18 protein-coding genes are annotated in these 19,209 nt (G+C 38.1%); 8 read left to right on the top strand and 10 right to left on the bottom strand.

Going from position 1 to position 19,209, the window contains the following annotated elements:
- Window positions 1–148: 148 nt before the first annotated feature.
- The 5 genes from QWZ01_RS06440 to QWZ01_RS06460 are packed head-to-tail and all read left to right on the top strand — an operon-like array spanning window position 149 to window position 5,760.
- The gene (locus QWZ01_RS06440) at window positions 149–1,660 is read left to right on the top strand and encodes a B12-binding domain-containing radical SAM protein (RefSeq protein ID WP_290322473.1); all 1,512 of its coding nucleotides are present in this window, start codon (window positions 149–151) and stop codon (window positions 1,658–1,660) included.
- 13 nt (window positions 1,661–1,673) lie between these two features.
- Window positions 1,674–2,420: a class I SAM-dependent methyltransferase gene (locus QWZ01_RS06445; RefSeq protein WP_290322474.1), complete on the top strand. Its 747-nt coding sequence runs from the start codon at window positions 1,674–1,676 to the stop codon at window positions 2,418–2,420.
- A 2-nt stretch (window positions 2,421–2,422) separates the two neighbouring features.
- Window positions 2,423–3,472 carry a radical SAM protein gene (locus QWZ01_RS06450; RefSeq protein ID WP_290322475.1) on the top strand — a complete coding sequence of 350 codons (1,050 nt, stop codon included), beginning with the start codon at window positions 2,423–2,425 and terminating at the stop codon, window positions 3,470–3,472.
- Between the two features lie 3 nt (window positions 3,473–3,475).
- Entirely contained in the window at window positions 3,476–4,948 is a 1,473-nt protein-coding gene (locus QWZ01_RS06455; protein ID WP_290322476.1) for a B12-binding domain-containing radical SAM protein, read from the top strand.
- Entirely contained in the window at window positions 4,945–5,760 is an 816-nt protein-coding gene (locus tag QWZ01_RS06460) for a class I SAM-dependent methyltransferase (protein WP_290322477.1), read from the top strand. Before QWZ01_RS06455 ends, QWZ01_RS06460 begins: the two co-directional genes overlap by 4 nt.
- Window positions 5,761–5,802: 42 nt before the next feature.
- Here QWZ01_RS06460 and QWZ01_RS06465 read toward each other — a convergent pair whose 3' ends face one another.
- From QWZ01_RS06465 to QWZ01_RS06510, 10 genes are all read right to left on the bottom strand, one after another.
- The gene (locus QWZ01_RS06465) at window positions 5,803–6,726 is read right to left on the bottom strand and encodes a nucleotidyltransferase domain-containing protein (protein ID WP_290322478.1); all 924 of its coding nucleotides are present in this window, start codon (window positions 6,724–6,726) and stop codon (window positions 5,803–5,805) included.
- A gap of 25 nt (window positions 6,727–6,751) precedes the next feature.
- A complete protein-coding gene (locus QWZ01_RS06470) occupies window positions 6,752–8,077 on the bottom strand; it encodes an O-antigen ligase family protein (RefSeq protein ID WP_290322479.1) in 1,326 nt (441 codons plus the stop codon).
- Entirely contained in the window at window positions 8,055–9,191 is a 1,137-nt protein-coding gene (locus tag QWZ01_RS06475) for a DUF1972 domain-containing protein (protein WP_290322480.1), read from the bottom strand. The genes QWZ01_RS06470 and QWZ01_RS06475 overlap by 23 nt, the downstream gene beginning before the upstream one ends.
- Window positions 9,192–9,193: 2 nt before the next feature.
- Window positions 9,194–10,267, bottom strand: a complete 1,074-nt coding sequence (locus QWZ01_RS06480) for a glycosyltransferase family 4 protein (protein ID WP_290322481.1) — start codon at window positions 10,265–10,267, stop codon at window positions 9,194–9,196.
- Window positions 10,264–11,235 (bottom strand): glycosyltransferase family 2 protein, encoded by a 972-nt coding sequence (locus QWZ01_RS06485; protein WP_290322482.1) that lies wholly within the window; start codon window positions 11,233–11,235, stop codon window positions 10,264–10,266. The genes QWZ01_RS06480 and QWZ01_RS06485 overlap by 4 nt, the downstream gene beginning before the upstream one ends.
- Window positions 11,225–12,883 carry an O-antigen ligase family protein gene (locus QWZ01_RS06490; protein ID WP_290322483.1) on the bottom strand — a complete coding sequence of 553 codons (1,659 nt, stop codon included), beginning with the start codon at window positions 12,881–12,883 and terminating at the stop codon, window positions 11,225–11,227. Before QWZ01_RS06490 ends, QWZ01_RS06485 begins: the two co-directional genes overlap by 11 nt.
- A gap of 214 nt (window positions 12,884–13,097) precedes the next feature.
- Window positions 13,098–13,922, bottom strand: coding sequence for a glycosyltransferase family 2 protein (locus tag QWZ01_RS06495; protein ID WP_290322484.1), 825 nt, complete (start codon window positions 13,920–13,922; stop codon window positions 13,098–13,100).
- A 291-nt stretch (window positions 13,923–14,213) separates the two neighbouring features.
- Window positions 14,214–15,527, bottom strand: a complete 1,314-nt coding sequence (locus QWZ01_RS06500) for a hypothetical protein (RefSeq protein WP_290322485.1) — start codon at window positions 15,525–15,527, stop codon at window positions 14,214–14,216.
- Complete coding sequence (locus QWZ01_RS06505; RefSeq protein WP_290322486.1) at window positions 15,524–16,156, bottom strand: RNA polymerase sigma factor; 633 nt, start codon at window positions 16,154–16,156, stop codon at window positions 15,524–15,526. Before QWZ01_RS06505 ends, QWZ01_RS06500 begins: the two co-directional genes overlap by 4 nt.
- Before the next feature lie 366 nt (window positions 16,157–16,522).
- Window positions 16,523–17,761, bottom strand: a complete 1,239-nt coding sequence (locus tag QWZ01_RS06510; protein ID WP_290322487.1) for a nucleoside recognition domain-containing protein — start codon at window positions 17,759–17,761, stop codon at window positions 16,523–16,525.
- A gap of 84 nt (window positions 17,762–17,845) precedes the next feature.
- Between QWZ01_RS06510 and QWZ01_RS06515 the strand changes: the two genes are divergently transcribed.
- The 3 genes from QWZ01_RS06515 (at window position 17,846) to QWZ01_RS06525 (ending at window position 19,200) form a co-directional block, all read left to right on the top strand.
- A complete protein-coding gene (locus QWZ01_RS06515; protein WP_290322488.1) occupies window positions 17,846–18,280 on the top strand; it encodes a DinB family protein in 435 nt (144 codons plus the stop codon).
- Window positions 18,280–18,687: a DUF3052 domain-containing protein gene (locus QWZ01_RS06520; RefSeq protein WP_290322489.1), complete on the top strand. Its 408-nt coding sequence runs from the start codon at window positions 18,280–18,282 to the stop codon at window positions 18,685–18,687. Before QWZ01_RS06515 ends, QWZ01_RS06520 begins: the two co-directional genes overlap by 1 nt.
- Window positions 18,688–18,768: 81 nt before the next feature.
- The gene (locus QWZ01_RS06525; protein WP_290322490.1) at window positions 18,769–19,200 is read left to right on the top strand and encodes an OsmC family protein; all 432 of its coding nucleotides are present in this window, start codon (window positions 18,769–18,771) and stop codon (window positions 19,198–19,200) included.
- The last annotated feature ends 9 nt before the right edge of the window (window positions 19,201–19,209 follow it).

Consider the following 19,209-nt stretch of genomic DNA (forward strand, 5'->3'; position numbering starts at 1 on the left):
AAAGCTTAAGGTTGCCCCTGCATTTTATTATTAATACAGGCAACCACATGTAAAAACGCAGCGTAGTATACAGTAAACGGTCATTGTATCATTGGTAAAATTGATGACTGCTTCAGTGTCGGATATCTGCTCGTTATGAATTATTAATATGGCAACTAAGATCAATAAAGTAATACTATTTAATCCTAAAAGTGCTATTGCCAAATACCGGATACCTAATTCCATATTAAATATTGCTGCCTCTATTGAGGGAAAATATGACTGGACCATTGTTGACGGCAATTGTGAAGCCGATCCGATGGAGAAAATAGAAAGCTATTTAAGAACAGGAGAATATGGTTACCTCGGTTTTACTGTTATGCCCGGCCCTCAATTAAAGCAGGCTATCGAGATATCAAAAGCCATAAAGGAAAGATATCCTTATACCACAATGATATGGGGCGGTTATTTTCCATCAAATCAACCTAAAGTAGTTCTTGATTCACGTTACGTTGATTTTATTATTAATGGGCCTGGCGATAATGCTTTTCCATTACTGATAGATGCACTTGAAAATCATAAACCCTACGAATTTATAAAAAACCTGATATACAAAGCCGATGGTAAAATAACCAAAACAATTAAAGAGGATCTTCTTGATCAGGACTCACTGCCACCGCTGCCTTATGATAAGTTAAATAACTTTTATCCCCTCGGTAAATTTTTAGGAAAGACTTATTTAGGAGAGCATACCATGGCTTATCATTCAAGTATTGGTTGCCCTTTTACTTGTTCATTTTGTGCGGTAGTGCCTATTTACGAAGCGCGTTGGAAGGCAAAGTCGGCTCAAAAGGTTTATAAAGATGTTAAATACATTAAAGATAACTGGGGCGCCGATGCTGTTGAGTTTCACGATAATAACTTTTTTGTATCAGAAAAACGAGCGGTAGAGTTTGCTAAACTTATTCAACCTGAAAACATGACATGGTGGGGCATGGCTCGTATAGATACTATGGACAAGTTTAAGGATTCATCTTTAGAGATAATACGCGCGTCAGGCTGTAAATGCATTTTTTTTGGTGCTGAAAGTGGCAACGACAGCATACTTGAACAGATGGACAAAGGTGGTACACAAACCGGCGAACAGATTATCCGGTTTGCTGAGCGTTTGAAAAAGTTTGATATTATTCCGGAATATTCCTTTGTATTAGGTACACCAGCAGCCACCCAGGAAAAGGTACAACAGCAAATAGATTTTGAGATCAACTTTATAAAAAGAGTAAAAGAAGTTAACCCTAAAACCGAAATAGTTATATACACTTATACGCCTGTACCGACCGAAGGATCAGAGCTTTACAAACAAGTTTTAGAGCAGGGATTTAAATACCCGCAAACTCTGGAAGACTGGATAAGCCCGGCGTGGGAGAGTTTTGACCTGCGTAAAAATCCGCTAACACCATGGATAAAACCGGAAATGATAGATAAGATCAGGAATTTCGAAACCGTATTGAACGGTGTTTATCCAACAGTTACAGATATAAAACTGAACGACTTGAAAAGAAGATCGATCAAGCTTTTATCCACCCTGCGCTACAAAACCAATATATACAAGTATCCTTACGAAATAAAGCTACTGCAAAGGTTTTGGCAATATCGACAACCTGAAATACAAGGTTTTTAATCAGTATAAAACTTTGAAAGAAAGTAAATTAGATATGATCCCCGCTGTTACCGATACTTCTGATGAAGTATTGGAGGAGATGTATATTGCTATACGTGAAAAAGAGGGCAGAACATATACCGACAAACAGGTAGCTCAACTTCCGGTTATTGATGAGGGGCATCGGTTTTATAAGGAATGGATCATAAGGCAGCGTTCAAGCAAACGCTTGATAACTTATCTCATGGCTTTAGAGAAACCGCTTAACATTCTTGAAATTGGTTGTGGCAATGGTTGGTTATCTGCACAACTTGCCGATATACTTAATGCAAAGGTAACAGGACTCGACCCCAATCTGGTGGAAATAGAACAAGCCCGTCGGGTATTTAAAAAACCCAATCTGTGGTTTATACAGCGTGGGTTTGATCAGGAAACTTTTGATAGAAAGGTAAAATTTGATGTTATCATATTTGCTGCTTCAGTGCAATACTTTCAATCGTTAGATACGGTTATAGACAATGCCTTTGCCTTATTAACAAAGGTTGGCGAAGTTCATATAATAGATACGCCTTTTTATGATGAGCAACGGGCTGGTATTGCGGCTCAACGATGCAGGCAATATTATCAAGATATGGGCTTCCCAAGCATGGCCGATCATTACTATCATCATACGCTTAATGAAATTACCAAATTTAACCCCAGAGTATTATTTAATCCACGCGGTTTGTGGAATCGCATAGTTAAGAAAGATGTTTTTTATTGGATTATGTTAAAACCTTAATTATGCCAGGTCAATCTTTATATCATACTTTTAAGCGTTACCGCACATTGCAAACGCACCGTATATCGGCATTGCCTATTGTGATACTTATGCCACATAGCGCCTGTAACTGCCGTTGCGTTATGTGTGATATATGGAAGGATAATAAAAACCTGAAACAACTGACAGAAAAGGATATCACCGGTTTGCTTTCTTCCCTCAAAAAAATGGGTACAAGGCAAGTGTTAATGTCTGGGGGGGAAGCTTTATTGAATGCTAACTTCTTTACGCTATGCCGCATTCTCAAAGGTATTGATGTAAAGGTTACCCTGCTTACTACAGGCCTTTCTATAAAAAATAATGCCGAGCAAATACTGACCTTGGTTGACGATCTTATTGTTTCGTTAGATGGTGATGAGCCTTTACATGATGCTATCAGAAACATACCCAACGCGTTTCGGAAGCTTAAGGAAGGTGTTGAATATATTAAGAAATTAAATCCGGATTACCGTATTACAGGCCGTACAGTGATACACCGCCTTAACTACAGAAACTGGCATGCAATTATTGCTGAATCAAAAAAAATGGGGCTTAACCAGGTAAGTTTTCTACCTGCCGATGTTAGCAGCCATGCCTTTAACCGCCAACAAGCCTGGACAGAGCCCAAGCAGGATGAAATACTGATTGCAGAACGCGAACTTCCAGAATTAAATGAGGTAATTGACTATATATTAAAAGAATACCATACAGACTTTGATAATGGTTTTATTGCCGAAAGTCGTGCAAAGATCACTGATATATATCACTATTATGCGGCATTTTATGGTCTGAATGCTTTTCCTTTTAAAAAATGCAACGCGCCATGGGTATCAACCGTAGTTGAGGCTGACGGTGCGGTGAGGCCATGCTTTTTTATGGATACTATTGGTAATATCAGGGATAAACCGCTTAACGATATTTTGAATAGCGACGAGGCTATCGCATTCCGAAGATCATTGGATACATCAGCCAATTTAACCTGTGTTAAGTGTGTTTGTTCGCTTAACCTGTCGCCATTAACCAGTCTTAGTTAACTTATGGAACAGTTAAACAATATACTTTTTACGCATTCCTATTTTTTGCGTTTTGATCCTAAGCAATGGGCTCAGGGGCAACCATACGCGCCACTGGGTACAATATACGCTGCGGCTTTAATGCGGCAGAATAATTACCAGGTATCCTTATTTGATACCATGTTCAGACATTCTCCCTTTGAGGTTATTGATGCTCTTGATGAAATTCAGCCTGATTTTTTTGTTATATATGATGATGGGTTTAACTACCTCACCAAAATGTGCCTTACCAATATGCGCGAGGCCGCATTTAAAATGTGTAAACTGGCAAAGCAACGCGGATGTAAAGTAATAGTATCCAGTTCCGATTCAACCGATCGTTATAAAGAATATTTGCAGGAAGGTGCAGATTTTGTGATCATTGGCGAAGCCGAACAAACTTTGTTACAATTAGTTAATTCCATCAAAAATGGTGAGACTGATCATGCAGGTATTCAAGGGTTAGCTTATATAAAAGAAAACGTTCCATTTAAAACATTGGCCCGCCCTGTTCTAAAAGACCTTGACAGCTTACCTTTACCAGCATGGGATTTGGTTGATATTACCCCTTATCGGGCATGCTGGTTACAACATAAAGGATATTTTTCAATAAACGTAGGTACTACCCGTGGTTGCCCTTTTAAATGTAACTGGTGTGCCAAACCCATTTATGGTAACCGGTACAATTCGCGTAGCCCCGAAAATGTGATCAGTGAGCTGAAAATGATTAAACAGCTGTTTAATATGGATCACGTTTGGTTTTGTGATGACATTTTTGGCTTAAAACCAGGTTGGATAGTTGAATTTGCAAAGCTTATTGAAAAGGAAAACATCCGGTTTAAATATAAACTGCAATCAAGGGCCGATTTGCTTTTGGATGATGAAACTGTACAGGCTCTCGCAGCTTCGGGCTGTGATAATGTATGGATAGGAGCCGAGAGTGGTTCACAAAAAATATTGGATGCCATGGACAAAGGCACCAGTATTGAACAGATCAGTACGGCTACAATCCTTATGAAAAAGCATGGTATTAAACCATCCTTCTTTATACAATTTGGCTATCCCGGCGAAACCAAGGACGACATCGCCAAAACTATCCGGATGATCAATACCCTTTTACCGTTTGAAATAGGTATATCCGTTTCTTATCCATTACCAGGAACATTATTTTATGAAAAGGTAAAGGCAGATCTGCAGCAGAAAACCAACTGGACAGACTCTGACGAGATGGCCTTGATGTTCAGCAATACGTTTAGTCCTGCATATTATAAACAATTGCATAAATACGTTCACCAGAATTATCATGCCCATTTGGCTCAGTATAATCTTGTCAAACTACTCACTAATCCCTTTAAACTCAATTTGAAGCGCATCAAAAAAGCAGCCTCTGTTTTGTATCACGCACCGGCCATGGTTATAGAGGGATATAAGTTAAATCAACTGGAGAAAGTGTCATGACCGAAACAAGCATATTAACTAATGAAAACGATGCCTCAACTGCTTTTAGCAGGCAGTCGAAAATATTCGATCAGATTTACTCGGCCAATACAATTATTAATTATAAAAGGGCCAGGGTAAGGCAGCATGTTTTAGGTCATTTAGCACCAGGCAGCCACATATTGGAATTAAATAGTGGTACTGGCGAGGATGCTATATTTTTTGCGCAGGAAGGCCATCAGGTTCATGCAACGGATATATCAACCGGAATGCAACAGGTATTAAAGCAAAAAACAGCTTCATATCGCAATAGGATAAGCCAGGAAATTTGCTCATTTACACAGCTTGACCGATTAAAGAATAAAGGGCCATTTGATCACATATTTTCAAATTTTGGTGGCCTTAATTGCACCGGCGAATTAGAAAAAGTACTTCAATCATTTGACTTGTTACTTAAGCCAGAAGGTAAGGTTACTATGGTCATTATTCCTAAGTTTTGTTTGTGGGAAACCTTATTGGTATTTAAAGGTAAATTCAAAACCGCATTCAGAAGGTTTTTTAGCAACAAAGGCAGAACAGCTCACATTGAGGGAACTTATTTTAAATGCTGGTATTACCATCCATCATTCGTTATTAAAACAATGCAGCAATCTTACAAGGTGCTGGGAGTTGAGGGACTTTGTACAATAGTTCCTCCATCATACCTTGAGGGTTTTGCCGAGAAATATCCGCGAACCTATAAGTTTCTGAAAGCCAAAGAAGATAAGTTGAAAGATAAATGGCCTTGGGTATATATAGGGGATTATTTTATTATCTCACTGGAAAAGAAGTAATTGGTCTATCTATGTTAAAGTAATATAACAGATCATAAACTATTAATTAGCAACGCTGTGATGGTTATTTACAAGTAACTGAGCTACTTTTGATTCATAGCGATTTATCAATTTAACTTGAAAATTCCCGGGATCTGGTTTGGAAAAGTGCTTACCGGTTGCCATGGCCAGTAACATTCCATGATCGTTCAATTGCTTTTCTTCGGTTTTTTGCCTCCAGCGGTCGGCAGTTATTTTCATTAAACGATTATCCAGCCTATCGCCAAAACGGTTATTCAATAGCCACTCCGTAAAGCTTTTTAATGCGATCTTGTGTAGGGGTTTTGCAGTTGAAACCCTCATGATATGGTTAGGCAGGTAGTTACGTGTCCAGGAATTTGCAGTAAAAAAATCAGCGAATGTGGTGTCACCTTGTATGGGGATCAGTGTAACAACCTCTGTAGCTGTATAAATGTTCTTTTCCGGAATCTCGAGTTGCTGCTCATCTATATAGTAATTCATGCAAAAAAAATGCTCCCGGTTTACTAAATAGGTAAGCTTTTTTAACAGGTGCATTAATGTACGGGCTATCCAGAGCCTGTTAGGAGCAGTGATCAGGAAAAAGTCAATATCCGAATCCTCATCAGCAAAATTTTTTGAAAGTGAGCCTGAAATGGCAATGCCCCGTACATAAGGAAATTTGATCAGAAGGTTGCCTATTTTTCTGGCCGTTTTACCCATTTCAAAGGCTTTCTGATTGCCATTATTTCGTCGTTCTATCAAATATGGATCGTTCTTTAAAGTATAAAACTTATCGAAACGATAAATTAACCGACCACTTGCAAGGCAGGATATGGCCACATCAAAAACTATTGGGTCGCACTTAATAGGTAAAAACAAGCATATTTCATCCTTTGTAAGCGGATAGTTGAACACATCGAAGTAAGCGAGTGTTGCTAATATGTTCTTTTTTATTTCTTCTGCCAAGGTGTCGGATATTTAATAGTATTTATCAATATGACGTAACGGGTAAGGTATTGGTTGCCAATGTGGTCAAATAATCATCTGATTTTAACTTGCTTTTAAAAACTGCTGTATCTTCATTATTAGAGAAAATAAAGAAGGAAAAAAACAGGCTATAAAACATCACACCCTTATCTACATCAAGTATGTTTTCAGTAAAGGAAACAATGGTGATGATCAGCATAAAGCTTATAAACAAGGCATCCCGTTTTTTAAGGCTGACTTTAATACCATAAATGATGGTAGACAAATAGATCAGTAATCCCCACACTCCTGATTTCAATAAAAAACTGATGTATTCATTATGAGCGTTTAATCCGTGCAGGTACGAGCTGTAAAGCTTGGCATCATAGAAATCATCTTTTAACAATCCCATTTCTGATCCTGAACCATAGCCTGCCAATGGTTTATCTTTTATACGCCTGGCAGCTACCTGCCATCTTTCTATCCTTGAATCGGAGTTGCGGAGTACTTTTTTATTTGTGGAAATATCTTCTTTTAATAGCGTAACATAACGTTCCCGAAAGGTGGATATGCTTAAAATACCTACAATTCCTGTTATAGAAATAAAAAGTCCGGTAATTATAAACCTTGTTCGTGTTACCCCTTGAAGTACATAGTAGGGAAGTACGATGTTTACAACAATGAATAGTATAATGACTATTGATTTTGAACTAAGCTGAATAATACCGCCGATTAGGATGAGACAGCAGATTGAATAAAATATTTTTAAGCCTTTAGACGTTACTTTACCCGCCATTAAAAGGTATAAAAAGTTAACTACAGCTATTAATAGTTGAAACGAAAAAAAAGTAGCATGTATATTAATAGGGCCGGCAAAATTATGGTTTGTAAACCCCTCTGCAAATAATGCGCTCACAGGTAAATGATAATGCTTTATGGTAACCAAAGCTACGGCAAACAGGTAAAAAACAGTTAAGCTGCAAGTTAATGATAACACCAATAGCAGGTTGGATCTGTATTTCTTTACGTCAAGCGGATTGAGGGTAAACATTATCGGAAATAGTAATATAGGTATTCTCAGAGTCCATTCGTTAAATGCTCCGGGTAAATTAATGGTGTAGGTTGTTGCTATAATGGTAACCAGTAAAACAGAAGATAACACCAATATTTTCAAAGAGCGCAATGCCTTTAAATCAGTCTTTTTTACATGGATGAATGTATGCAGGGCGAAGCTGATCAAAATAACATGGCTATAAAAAAAATCAAATGGCAAACTGGCCATTAGCAATACCATGTGGTAATAACTTATCTTATTAACCTTGTTATCGTTAATGAACAGCAACTGTTTCATAATGTAAATGATGTTTATGCTTGTAGCTTTTGACCATAAGTTCTTCGTATTGATCAATCACGCTTTCCCAGTTAAACTGTGATTGTATTTTTTGAAGATTATTCATTACCATGTTCTTCTCAGTATCTTTCCACTGTACATTTTCAACAAGATCTTTTACTTCTGTAGCGTTTGAAAAATAAAAGGCATCGGTATTCAATACCGATCTGTTAAATGGGTTGTTATGTGCTGCGATAAGGGCCTCGCTGGCCATAGCTTCAAGTAATGATGGGTTGGTTCCGCCGACACTATGGCCATGAAAATACAGGTATGAGTTATTTTGTAATGAGCGTACTTTAGGAGTATCAAAAATAGCACCCTTAAATTCAATGCGCTCGTCATTGTTGAATTTGTTAGTGATGTATTTCCCAAACCTGTTATCGGTATCACCTAAAACTTTAAACTTTTTGTCTGAATTGCTTTTATTAAATCCATCTAAAATGGTTTCAATATTGTTTTCAGGCTCCATGCGTGCCATCAACAAGAAATAGTCTTCTTTTAAAGCCTCATTATGTTCATATTGCTCACGTTCAAGATCTGAGTAAACCTCGGCTCCATACGGGATATATTCACTTTCTATTTGATATTTATCAGCCAGGTATGCCTTGATAACCTTTGAATCTGAAACATAGTATTGGCTGTATTTTACGGCCAGCTTTTCGGCATATTTTAAAAACTTTTGTACAGGTTTCGAGTATTTAGACCTTTTCCATTCCAGGCCATCCATATTGGTAATAATAATACTGTTTTTAGGATAAAGCCTGCCCCAAACAGAACTGCTGGTATAACCCATGATCAAAACCACATCAAACTTGCTTTTGCGTGCATCAAGCAGGCAATTCATATCATAAATAAATTGACCCGGCGTACCTATCATGTATTCAGGATCATAGCAATGCTTAATTTGTACACCATTCCAGCTATCATATGTATAAGGATGATTATGCGAATTATATACTGTTACTTCATGCCCGCGATTTACCAGGCCTTCAGATACATATTCAGATATATGCTCAAAGCCACCGTAATAGTTTGGTACTCCCCGTGTTCCTAATATAGCTATCCGTAATTTCATGGTTATAATACTGATTGGTATGCTTTCAAGGTTTGCGATGCGGCCTGTTTCCAGGTATACTTTTTAAGTATCCGATGCCGTAAATGCTCATCGTATGGGGCTGAACTTGCCCGATCCACAGCCTCCAAAATGCTTTCCGGAGATGAGGGGTCGCAGTAATAAGCATCGGTTGCAAAATATTCCCGTACGTCTCCTTTATCGCTTGTTACAATGTTGCAGCCCATTAATGCAGCTTCAATTGAGCTTAAGCCGGTGGTTTCAAACCAGCTGGGTAATATATGTACTTTGGCTTGCCGGTAATATTTCACCAGTTCGTGCTGAGGGATATGATCAATAAAAGTCACATTACTGGCCGCTATACTCTTACATTCCTGGTAATAGGCCAGCTGGTTTGGCGCATGGGTGCCTATCAATAACAGGCGATATTGTGTATCGTTAAGCGCCCGAATTAGATTTAGTTGATTTTTTATACCTTCTATCCTTGCCGCGCACACCACCAATTTTTCATCTTTTTTAATTGAAGAATCATAGTGAAACATGTTTGGGTCGGCACCGTTGGGTACAATTAGATGGTTTACATGAGGCTGGTACGACTGTATCACCCGGTTGTATTCCGATTCAGAGTTGGGTAATATCATAGCGGCCCTGCTCAGGATATTTTTGATGCTTTTGCGCTGGCCAAGCCAGGTATAAGATGCACTTGACAAACTATCTCGGCCAAGCGCATACCGGGCTATTGATTTAAGGTATTCAATAGTATCGCTTGACAGGTAGCGTAAGAGTCTGCCCAAGCCCTTACGATGATACTTGTCATATTCGCCATAGTTACAGAGTATGGTTGATATTACATAAGGTATACCTGCTTTCTGACTATGATAAAGTATATCGGCCGGGCGTGTCAGATTAAAAAAATGCAGCAGATCGTAATTGTTGTAATGGATATGTTCATTTGCCAGTTTTATTTCGGCGCTGATACCCATTTCTGTAAGATGACGCGCTGTTTGTACAGCCTGAACAGTGTCTCCGCCTGGCACGGTGTATATGGTCGACCGGGTTATAAATGCTACTTTGATCATTGTGAAACCCTCCCTGAACTCATTTTATTATATAACCAAATGATCAATTTTTCGGGTAGGTAACTTACTGTATACAATAGGTAATTATTTAACCTAAGTGGCGATACGCTAATTGCCTTAGTAGCATGCACACGCGCTTTTTGTGGCTGAAAGCTATTAACTAATAATTTTTTGGCGCATAATGCGTAATAGGAGCCTTCTTTTATTTTAGGTGAATACTGTTTTTCGCCCATTTCCGCAAGTAAGATGCCTTCCTGTGGAGTAATACTTCGGTTTTTAAGCGATGCGTATTTGATCTCTAAAAATTTACTGGGGCGCCATTTTTCGTCAATGGTAATTGATTCAGGATTGAGCCGCAGTTTGATAAGCGGCTGCGAGAAATTACATGCCTTTTGGCTTTTAAGGATATTTGCCCATAAAAAATGATCTTCAAAAGTGTAAGCGTGCTCGTTGTAACCACCGGCATTTAAGATCACTTCTTTTTTATAAAATACGGTTGAATGAATAAAAGGACAAACCGAGGGATCCAGCTGCTGAATATCATCATTTTGGATAGCGGGTGGGATAGAGGTAAAAAGAAAATTGCCATCCATATCCATATAATTTGCCGCCGAACCAATAATGGTGTACTCCGGATTATCTGTCATGAATTTATACTGTAAATCAAGCCTTTCCGCAACGCATACATCATCGGCATCAAAGCGGGCTACATAGGGCGCTCTTGCATACTGCAAACCTTTGTTTAATGCTAATGATACACCTTTGTTATCCTGGTATATCATCACAATCCTTGGGTCGTTAAATGATTGTATAACTTCGACGGTATTATCGGTTGAGCCGTCATTTACAATCAGTAATTCAAAGTCAGTAAAAGTTTGCTGCAGGACAGAATCAATGGCTTCCCTTATATACTTACCGGCATTATATGCCGGCATTAAAACCGTTATTTTAGGTACATCAAAGTTCATTAGTAAGGTGGTTAAGGGTTTGGGGGTCTTTTATATTGAGTAATAAAAGCAGTTCAAAAAATACAATTACTGATAGCTGCTCAAACCAGTAATCGGTAAATAACACAGCCAGCATTAAAAATAAAATGGGTATGCCGTAGGTTAGTTTTTTATAGTGTTTTGCAAAAAAGCCCAAGTAGTATATAAGAAACGTAATTAACCCAATAAGTCCATATTCGGCCAATACCTGATCATAAACGGAAAACGGGCTGTTGGTTAAAGAATGAGAACCAGATGCTTTGCTAAAGTAATTGAGATACAGATCAAGATGGTTAACAAGGAAGTTATGATTGATGTAGATATATTTTTCAGGATAAGTTCCGGCAAAACCAAGCCCCGCGGCTCTGAAAGCTAATTTTGAAGAAAAGTTGCCTATTCCTTCCCCAATAATGATCTTAGCTGGATTTTCTTTAAAAACATTCAACGTTTGTAATATACCCGTGGCTTTACCCGGCACTGCTGATATGTAATTGTCATTACCAGATATTGGCAATTCGCTCTTGTGCGTATTAATAAATTTAACAAGCTGTATTTGTTCCGGTGGAGTTTCTTTCTTGCTCTGATAGTAGTACCCATTAATATCAGGTTCCTGTATAGCTACTCGACCACCATCGGCAAAATGAACATCTTTACTCAGCTTAAGGGCTTTTTTATGGCGAATTAAATCTAATATGCGGCCAATACTGTCGAGATAAAGTGTTGCTATTTTTTGTTTACGTTCTTCAGGATTCAGAACGCTATCTGGCCTTATCGTAATTGGCAGATTTTGTGGTGCAACAACCAATGGAAAAGAGATAGAATCAGCTCCTGAATCTTTGTAAGTGTCCCTGTTATGATGTATGATCTCTGTAAGTATCTCTTTGGCGTAATTGTTATTCTGAGGTGATATTTTGGCCATAAAAACAACCAGGAACATCATACACATTACAACAAGGCTTTTCTGATACCGGTTTGTTTTAAAAAGAAACAACAACAAAAGGATAGGCAGTAATATTAGGTTAATAAAATTGCTGCCGGTAAACAGAAGAGTGGCCATGCACACCAATAACATCACCGCGTTTTTCCTGGTCAGAAAATAAATAACCCCCAATGCATTAAGTACCGCATTGGTGATAGAGGTATCAAACGTGATACCTTTAACATAATCACCTGTACTGATAAAATATTTTTGATACTGCCCCTGGTAAGTGTATGGATTAAATGCATGTGTTCTTAAAACAATCATGGCGAGCACACCTAACGATAATAGGGTGTTGACAACAAAAAAAACAACGATAGTTTGATGTACAACCTCCGATGGATTATTATCAATTGTCTGCTTAATATAATGAATGGCCAATATACACAGCAGCCAAAATATAATACCTGTAACTACCAGTATGTTATAGTTGGTATCTGTATAATGTTTACTGATAACCCAATTCACTACAGCTATAGCTATTGCCAGGGGGTAAAATAATGGTAATCGTGAGTTTTTGAAATGAAACCCGAATCTGAAATTGGCTTGCCAAATGGTAAAAAAAATAAGAACCGGAATTTTTATGGCAAGTTTTACATTTAAGAATAGCAACAGAAAGGTAAGCAGTCTCCAATCTATCTTATCCTTCATGTGACTCGTATAAAAAGCGTTGATCCTAGCTAACATTATCCGGTTTTCTTTACTATCATTACGACCTGAAAATGGGATAGGTTGCCTGAGTAAACCAGCAATGAGTATTATTTCATGAACTGAAAATCCTGGGCAGATTTTTATAATCTTTTGTCATTATTGGAAGGGGTATTAGACGAAACATGATGTATGCTATTATGAACTGAGGCCGACTTTATTTGGCGTGCGTATTTGCTTTAAGTTCATATTGCATAACCGGTATTTCATGCGGATAGCTTTTTATTTGAGAAACTTGCTGTGCTTTGCTAAGGTAGTAATACTTTAACCATGTATTTTTTAACGCCATTTTCGCAATATTTAAACCTTCTTTTCCATCTAAAAAGCCCAGCAAAAACACATAGGTTTTTACAAAATGAAACACAGGGGCTATGTACAGTTTTATAAAATTGGCTTTTTTGCCGCTTTGCAAATACTTTAACGCGCTAAGCTGTGCGTAGTGCGTTATTTTAGCTTCATGCTCCTGAATATTTTTAACGGAGTAGTGATGCAAGTGCCCTTTTAGCTTTTTTACGCTGATATTTTGCGGAAGTATCAATGTTTCATGCACCGGAGGTTCTGACCACCTAACATGGGTGCGGTTAAATAATCTGATGTGATGATCGCGCCCCCAATTGCCAAAATTTATAGGTTTATCACCGTAGTATGCTTTAAACGGGATATCATAAACCGTGTTATTGTCATCAAGTTTCAGATTTGTAATAGACGTGAGTAGTGTTGAGTCGGGTATCTCATCGGCATCAATACTGAGTATCCAATTGTAGCGGGCAAGTGCTATGCCTTTGTTTTTATTAGCACCATAACCATCCCAATTTTTTTGATACACACGGCAGCCATTCTCTATGGTAATATCAAGAGTTCGATCGGTACTGTCGTTATCCACTACAATAATATCATCTGTGATCTGCTTTAGCATTGTGATACTGCGGCTAATCATTTCAGCTTCGTTTTTAGTGATGATAACAACAGAAACGGGTACCATATGCGTTAATTTTGTAATTTTTAGGCTAAAGCCAAAGTTTGGAGAGCCTTTTATATATGCGTATCTATTATATTATATCGTTACCGAATTGGAAAGGGTTGCCAGCGGATGAAAAGTTTTAAATTTTATTTTGCTGTTTTAAAGGATAGCATTGATAATCAGGAGAGATATTTTGGAAGGAGTTTGTATTAATAAAAGACTGATTGCTGAATTTATTGATTGAGTATCATAATTTTCGCATTAAAGAAAAAGCCCTGTATTTATTAAATACAGGGCTTTTTCTTTTTAAGATTATCTCGGCTTTTGTCCGGGACTGATATTCCAGGTTATACCAAGAGCCACACCGGTTGATTTAAGGTCTACACGTCCATTTCCGATACCTGTAAGCGGTAATTTCATATATGGTTGTACCACAGTGCTAAATTTAGAATTAATTCTTCGCTCATAGGTAGCATTTACATTAAGCACACCAAGTATATGTTGGTTGCGATTATTGATCTGTATATCATAAGATGGTGTACCGCTGCCATCAGCAAAATCAAAATGATAGTTTTCGCGCAGCATAATATACGAGGATAGACCGGTACCCAGCGCAAAGGCATCCCTGCCTTTTGAATAAAACTGGTAATTAATGTTAAGCGGTATATCCAACACCTTACAATTGGCAGATACATAACTTGGTAAACTTGAAGCAGGTCTGTTTTGCCAGCTTACGGAGTTATATTGACTTGCATTAGCCTGGTAAGGCTTGATAGCATAAGAAGCTCCGGTTGATATACTGAACTTTTTAGACAAGTGTATGCCCAATTGGAAACCAAGATTGGTACCCACCTGATTATTACTGAATGAGCTTACAGCATTAATATCAGGAGCTGCCAGTATACTTAATGTAAAACGAGGTCCACCTCGTTTCAATATCGGCTTTATAGCCGGTTTATCTTTCTTAACTTGCTGCAATGGTTCTGCCGGGTTGCTTGTAGAATTGGTATCAGGTTGTTGGGTTACAGCCAGATTGTTCTGTGTTTGGTCTGTAGACGGTGATACGTTTGTTGGTTGAGATACTTTATTATCTCTGCCTGTAGCTACAGCATTATTGTTAACTGCACTATCCTTTGTTGTTTTAGTTATTAAGGGCGGTGTATTATCAGGCTTTGCGTTACCTTGTAAATAATGACCATTCCGGTCGGCAGGTAAAGATGGAGTTACCTTTTTGCCTTGCTGATCCTGCACGCTACTTCCCCCTAAACTTTCAGTGCCAGCTTTAAGCGCTGCAACAGAATCTTTAAACGGCCGACCGGAATGGTCATTATCTCCCTGAGTAGGTATCTTGGTTTCAGTTTTATTTTTACTGTATTGATTATCTTGTACTTTGTTTTCAGTTTTGTTTTTCATTAGGAAAAATATCCCTATTGCAAGCAGTAAAATAGCAGCTATACCTGACGCATAATAAATTCTCCTCATGATGACCGCTTTTTTGCTGCGTTTGTTATCCAGCAAGCGTTCCATAGCAGTCCAATCCTCCTCACGAAAAGCAATATGATCTTCAGAGCCGGCCAAACCGTCTTTGAATAACTGATCTAATTTATTTTCGTTTTTTTCCTTCATCTCATTATTAATTCAATCAAATATGACATTCCAATACTGATAGCGCTAATAGTTACAATTTTATGCCGCGCATCTTCAGATGAATTATCCGGTAATCTTCCGGAATTGAGTATCATTATTTTTAATTTCTCCCTCGCTTTAAAAAGGTTTGATTTTGATGTACCCGTACTGATACCCAATTGGGTAGCGATCTCTTCATGCGAGAAGCCTTCAATAGCAAATAAATTAAACACAGTGCGATAGGCGTTTGGCAATTGCTGTACCATGACCAACAGATCATCATAATTTAATTTCTGATCAGGCAATTCGTCATGACCAATGTCTTCTGCCGCATCCAGATCATCATTTAAAGATAACTTCAGATTACTTCTGTAATAGTCTACCGATGTATTCATCATAATACGCCCAACCCATGCTATAAACGGGCGATCTGTATCGTATTTATGTAAATTGGTGAACACCTTTAAAAAACCCTGGTTCATGATCTCAGCAGCCTCGTAACGATTACCAGCATAGCGTAAACATATACTCATAGCAAAGCCATAGAATGCCTTGTACAGCATCTTTTGGTCTTTTCTGTTTTGTTGCAAACAGCCTGCAATAAGTTTTTGTAGTTCCGCTTCTCCCATGTAAGGGGTAATAATGGGTTAAATGTTACTTTTATTTATAGCTATCACGTTACACAATAATAAAAGGTTGCCTGCGTTTCTGGCTTTTTTAAAATATTTTAAAAGCCTCAGATCATCAAGGCAAATGTAATAATTGACCAATATAATTATAGCTAAAATACTATAAAGGAAGCAAGTAAATCTAAAGATAATAGATATTGAAAGGTTATAAGAAAGATCATCAATAAAAATTATAACAACACCCTGATCCTTCAAACTCACGGTAAGCGTTAGATCGTGAGGGCAAGGTGGTTTCATAACCAATACTTCCTTCTGAGGAGCCTGTTAGTCTTTTGAGAATAACTTAATAAAAAGAATGATAGGAATTTATCCGAAGAATAAATAAGCAACTAATATGGCAGCTACTACGCCAGCCAGATCGGCTATTAGGCCTGCGGGTATAGCATAGCGTGATCTTTTAATACCTACAGAACCAAAATATAACGCCACTATGTAAAAGGTAGTGTCAGCTGAACCATTAAATACACAAGCCAGGCGACCCGCAAATTTATCAACTCCAAAAGTTTGCATGGTGGTTATCATCATTGCTTTTGATCCGGAACCGCTCAGGGGTTTTAAATATGCAACTGGCATGGCATCAACAAAGCGGGTATCTAAACTAAGGCGGGTACAAACCCAGCGTAAGCCATCGTTCATGTAATCAAGCGCGCCGCAGCTTCTGAATACACTGATGCCTACAAGCATAGCCACAAGGTAGGGGATTATTTTTACAGAAGTTTCAAAACCGCTTTTAGCACCCTCAACAAATACTTCAAACACGTTAACCTTTTTTATTAATCCGCCCAAAATAAAGATCACCGGAATACTAAAGAGCATAAGGTTGCTTACCACCGACGAAACCGTACCAATTTGCTGTTTGGTTAGGTGGGTGGTAAAATACCACACTACCAATGCAATAAAAGATGTAACTCCGCCAAGCCAGGTAATAACTACTTTATCAAACAGGTTTATTTTTTGTTTGATTGCTACCGCTATAAGGCCTACAACCGTAGCTACATAGGTGGCTATGATACAAGGTATAAAAACATCGGCAGGATCGGCAGCGCCAAGTATGGCTCTTTGCGCTATAATGGTAACAGGTAATAACTGTAAGCCTGAAGTGTGTAGCACCAAGAACATGATCTGCGCGTTTGATGCACTGTCTTTATCCTTGTTTAATTCCTGCAGGCTGCCCATGGCTTTTAAACCAAGAGGGGTGGCGGCGTTATCAAGACCAAGTAAATTGGCCGAAAAATTCATCATCATTTGTCCGGTTGCCGGATGATCTTTGGGCACTTCAGGAAATAAGCGGCTAAAAAACGGGCCAACAATACGCGATAAAAAGCTGATAGCACCGGCTTTTTCGCCGATGTTTAAGATTCCGAGCCAAAATGCCATAGAACCCACCAACGGCAGAGCGATATCCATTACAGATGATTTCGACGAACTGAAAATTCCCTCAACCAATAGCTTAAATGCTTCTACATCTCCAAAAAAAACAAGTTTTATAAGAGATACTATAAAAGCAATCACAAAAAACGCTATCCATATATAATTTAGGGCCATCAGTTATGTTTAAGGCGTTGAAGTTAATGGTTTTGGAATTTAATATGAAATAACAATCTTTAAATTCCAATTAAGCTGATTATTATGAACAATGTTGCACTACAACTTACTGAAATTATCAATGAGCTTCAAATCAAAAAGCAGCAACCTATCGATTGGGTTACCAAACCATCATCCGGAAAGTGGTCAAACAAGGAGATTTTGGGCCATTTGATAGATAGTGCCATGATTAATCTACAGCGTTTTATCAGATGCACCTATGAAGAAGATTTCAGACTAACCTACGAGCAGGATAATTGGGTAGTTGTACAACATTACCAGGATACTCATATCAATGACATTATTGATCTTTGGACGCTAATTAATAAACAGATCATCAGAGTTTTGGAGAACTATCCGTCAAATCGGTTAAGTGCTCGTTGTGATAATAGCAAACATGAACCCAATCAGCAATCGGTAGCGTGGCTGGCAAATGATTACGTAGAGCATTTAAGGCACCATTTAAATCAAATCAAATAATGATGGCCGGATATTCAGGTACTCCGCTTGCTAAAAAGCTGAGTATTAAACCTGGTTTTAAGATCAGGCTTATTAATGAACCTGATTATTATTTTCAGTTATTTACCGATTTACCAACAGAATTATACTTTGAGAACGATAATGAATCTTTAAATGATTTTATACACTTCTTTACTTTAAAAAGTGAAGAGTTAACAACCCTATTGCCATTACTCAAGGGGCAGATTAAACCCGCAGGTATGATATGGGTTTCATGGCCCAAAAAAGCCTCTAAAATTAGTACTGATGTAACTGAAGATGTTATAAGGGATTTAGCTCTAAAAATAGGATTGGTTGATATTAAGGTATGCGCTGTTGATGAAATATGGTCAGGATTGAAACTGGTTATACCTTTAAAGAACAGGTAACCATCAATTTAGGATCATTTTTATGTGCGTATTTTAGTAAGCGCATCCAAATCCATAACTTAGCATTATAATATATTTAATATGCCAAATAAAATAGAATTAAAACGTGTACACGGTGATTTCGGATTTGAAGCAGAAGACGCTTATGGCCATACTGTAAAAATGGATAGCAGCCCTGAAAGCGGTGGTGATAATTTTGGCGTGCGCCCAATGCAAATGCTTTTGATGGGCTTAGCAGGATGTTCGGCCATTGATGTGATCAGTATATTGAAAAAACAACGCCAGGAAGTTGTTGATTACAAAATGGTTGTTAATGGCGAACGTGAAGCAGGTAAAGAACCATCCTTATGGCAGAACGTTGAAATTGAATTTCATTTATACGGTGATATTGACGAGGATAAAGCAGCTCGTGCGGTTGAACTTTCATTAAACAAGTACTGTTCTGTAGCAGCTACTTTAGGTAAGGCTGGTGCCGACATCAAATCGAAAGTGTTTGTACACCCCGCCGAATAATTACGCTAA

It is taken from the genome of Mucilaginibacter aquaedulcis (assembly GCF_030409325.1).
Taxonomy (GTDB): domain Bacteria; phylum Bacteroidota; class Bacteroidia; order Sphingobacteriales; family Sphingobacteriaceae; genus Mucilaginibacter; species Mucilaginibacter aquaedulcis.

Excerpts from the sequence above, each read along its gene's own strand:
- QWZ01_RS06475 (WP_290322480.1), bottom strand. The coding sequence starts at position 9,191 with ATGAAATTACGGATAGCTATATTAGGAACACGGGGAGTACCAAACTAT.
- QWZ01_RS06505 (WP_290322486.1), bottom strand. The coding sequence starts at position 16,156 with ATGGGAGAAGCGGAACTACAAAAACTTATTGCAGGCTGTTTGCAACAA.
- QWZ01_RS06500 (WP_290322485.1), bottom strand. The coding sequence starts at position 15,527 with ATGAAGGAAAAAAACGAAAATAAATTAGATCAGTTATTCAAAGACGGT.
- QWZ01_RS06525 (WP_290322490.1), top strand. The coding sequence starts at position 18,769 with ATGCCAAATAAAATAGAATTAAAACGTGTACACGGTGATTTCGGATTT.
- QWZ01_RS06520 (WP_290322489.1), top strand. The coding sequence starts at position 18,280 with ATGATGGCCGGATATTCAGGTACTCCGCTTGCTAAAAAGCTGAGTATT.
- QWZ01_RS06510 (WP_290322487.1), bottom strand. The coding sequence starts at position 17,761 with ATGGCCCTAAATTATATATGGATAGCGTTTTTTGTGATTGCTTTTATA.
- QWZ01_RS06470 (WP_290322479.1), bottom strand. The coding sequence starts at position 8,077 with ATGAAACAGTTGCTGTTCATTAACGATAACAAGGTTAATAAGATAAGT.
- QWZ01_RS06480 (WP_290322481.1), bottom strand. The coding sequence starts at position 10,267 with ATGATCAAAGTAGCATTTATAACCCGGTCGACCATATACACCGTGCCA.
- QWZ01_RS06515 (WP_290322488.1), top strand. The coding sequence starts at position 17,846 with ATGAACAATGTTGCACTACAACTTACTGAAATTATCAATGAGCTTCAA.
- QWZ01_RS06455 (WP_290322476.1), top strand. The coding sequence starts at position 3,476 with ATGGAACAGTTAAACAATATACTTTTTACGCATTCCTATTTTTTGCGT.
- QWZ01_RS06490 (WP_290322483.1), bottom strand. The coding sequence starts at position 12,883 with ATGAAGGATAAGATAGATTGGAGACTGCTTACCTTTCTGTTGCTATTC.
- QWZ01_RS06495 (WP_290322484.1), bottom strand. The coding sequence starts at position 13,922 with ATGGTACCCGTTTCTGTTGTTATCATCACTAAAAACGAAGCTGAAATG.
- QWZ01_RS06450 (WP_290322475.1), top strand. The coding sequence starts at position 2,423 with ATGCCAGGTCAATCTTTATATCATACTTTTAAGCGTTACCGCACATTG.
- QWZ01_RS06485 (WP_290322482.1), bottom strand. The coding sequence starts at position 11,235 with ATGAACTTTGATGTACCTAAAATAACGGTTTTAATGCCGGCATATAAT.
- QWZ01_RS06440 (WP_290322473.1), top strand. The coding sequence starts at position 149 with ATGGCAACTAAGATCAATAAAGTAATACTATTTAATCCTAAAAGTGCT.
- QWZ01_RS06460 (WP_290322477.1), top strand. The coding sequence starts at position 4,945 with ATGACCGAAACAAGCATATTAACTAATGAAAACGATGCCTCAACTGCT.